The organism is Xanthomonas euvesicatoria pv. euvesicatoria (assembly GCF_020880415.1).
In the GTDB taxonomy this organism is placed as follows: domain Bacteria; phylum Pseudomonadota; class Gammaproteobacteria; order Xanthomonadales; family Xanthomonadaceae; genus Xanthomonas; species Xanthomonas euvesicatoria.
This window is the reverse complement of record NZ_JAJIUJ010000094.1, coordinates 1-1,972: the sequence shown is the minus strand read 5'-3', so window position 1 is coordinate 1,972 and position 1,972 is coordinate 1. Positions and strand designations below refer to the sequence as shown.

The window sequence follows — 1,972 nt, the reverse complement described above, 5'->3', positions numbered from 1 at the left end:
GCACACGCACTGCCGGTTCAACGGCAGTGCGTGTGCGACAGCTGTGTGGTGGCTCCATGCGCAGCCTCCAGCACGTCCTAACAAACCAACCGGCGGCGGCGGACAGCAGGGATTGATCGAAAGCTAGGCTGCGTATGCCAGTTCTCAGCTCAGGTCGCGGCTAGCGGGTCTCTGCACCACAGGTCTCCAGCCGCGCGACGCACCTTGTCGACCCATGATGACGGATGCTGCTGTGGCGATCGCCATTTCAGTCACCGTATGCGCGACAGCACGGTCACCGCGCTATTTCTGCAGATAGTTCCGTCGCGGGGCGCCGCCGCTTTGTACGGTCCTACGCCATCACCCCAGGGAATCCCCGCGCACATCGGGCTGCGCCTACGTCCTCCTGCAGTGGCACACCCGCTATTCATCAATCACACCGCGCCTTAGCAGAATCGAATGAATGGCATGCGCATATTTATCGCGCTCTCCCGGCGTTTCGGAGTGGTAGGCGCCTACTGCAGCCCAGGTATTTCCATATTTATTGGTCATCTCGCGCAACCTCCAGGCTGCCACATACACGCTGACGCAGGGCTGCATCAACGCGTCCTTGGAGATTCCATAGCCGGATAGCCGCCGTAGGTGGATGGAGTTGATCTGCATCTTTCCGTAATCCACCGTACCGTTGTTGTTGCGATGGATCGCGTCGGCGCGACCGCGCGATTCCTGCCAGGCAATGGCCCGCAGCACCCAAGGGTTGACGTGCTGATATCCGGCAGCTTCTTCGAAGCAATCCGCGCGTGCGAAAGGCGCCGCGCATGCCAGCGCTGCCGCAAACAAAATGCGCTGCGGACCAGCCCCTGCCCGACGACCACGTCCGGACCATTGCGCGCGCATGCGCCGCTTCGGCGAAAGCCCGGACGAGGCCTCCCACTGCCAATTGGATACTTTATCGACATACTTGAATGCGATCGTTGAATTGATCATGTGTCGTTACCTCGATCTCGATTGAATACAGGTCTCCAGGTGAGTAGAGCGCCGGTACACAACGACCCACGACGCTCGACGGCGGCAACATAACGCCACCTGTACGCGATTTACTCGGGACCTACGAAACACTTAATAGGCAAGCGAAAAAAGTTTTTCAACGACACCCCGTGGATTTTCTTATCGACCCTAAGAATCTTTTTTATTTACCTCTTCGCTTGCACAAGCGTAATTTCGCATACTCTATGGCGCCGATGATTTTCAGCTTCTACTGTTCAGCGGGGCGGAAAGCGACACAGCAGTCGTTGCCTCCTGGCCCCGGCAGTTGAGCGAAAGACAAATCCTAGTTAAACCAGAGAGAAATCGCTATGATCAATTCATTGAATACGTCGCACCTCGGCGTCGACTCTTCCTTTATGCAAGTCAACCCGGACCAATTTCAAAAATTCGATTCAAATCAAAGCAATCAAGGCATCTCGGAAAAGCAGCTGGACCAACTGCTGACCCAGTTCATCTTTTCAATGCTTCTGCAGGACGACAATGCTGATGATTCCCCGAACTCTGACAAGCCCACCGATTTTCCGTCGCCACGCACCCAGATGCTAATGAATGTCATCGGAGACATTTTACAGGCGAAGAATGGCGGACGCCTCGGTGGTTTATCCGATGGAGGGCTCAACACTAGCCTCAGCCTCTCGGGCGACACTGCATCGATGCAGTAAACAACTGTTGGTCGCCCCTACCGACCACGGCCTGCAGGTTGCCGTTTCATGCTTCAGCCTGCAGGCACCCTCATTGAATTCGCTTGGGACCCGTGTTCTCGGGCGAATTCCGCAGGGGTTCCATGCCAGTGCACTGTGGGGCCGCTCCTCGTTATAGAAGCGCCGCCACGCTTCGATTTTGCTCCGTGCATCGGCTAAAGACAAGAACCAATGCGCATTCAGGCACTCCTGTCGCAGCCGGCCGTTGAAGCTTTCCACCATCGCGTTGTCCGTCGGCGTGCCAC

2 protein-coding genes and 1 pseudogene are annotated in these 1,972 nt (G+C 56.6%); 1 reads left to right on the top strand and 2 read right to left on the bottom strand.

All coding sequences use genetic code 11. The features are described from left to right. Window positions 1–402: 402 nt before the first annotated feature. On the bottom strand, window positions 403–966 hold the full coding sequence (locus tag LN450_RS15425) for a lytic transglycosylase domain-containing protein (RefSeq protein WP_039417515.1): 564 nt from the start codon (window positions 964–966) through the stop codon (window positions 403–405). Window positions 967–1,334: 368 nt separating this feature from the next. On the opposite strand from LN450_RS15425, the gene xopA reads away from it, so the two are divergent. Beyond that, window positions 1,335–1,688, top strand: a complete 354-nt coding sequence (xopA, locus tag LN450_RS15420; RefSeq protein WP_011346111.1) for a XopA/Hpa1 family type III secretion system protein — start codon at window positions 1,335–1,337, stop codon at window positions 1,686–1,688. A gap of 53 nt (window positions 1,689–1,741) precedes the next feature. On the opposite strand, the pseudogene LN450_RS15415 reads toward xopA, so the two are convergent. Next, window positions 1,742–1,972 (bottom strand): annotated as a pseudogene (locus LN450_RS15415) (integrase core domain-containing protein); the annotation flags it as partial.

Coding starts and splice junctions, on each gene's coding strand:
- LN450_RS15425 (WP_039417515.1), bottom strand. CDS start 966: ATGATCAATTCAACGATCGCATTCAAGTATGTCGATAAAGTATCCAAT.
- xopA (WP_011346111.1), top strand. CDS start 1,335: ATGATCAATTCATTGAATACGTCGCACCTCGGCGTCGACTCTTCCTTT.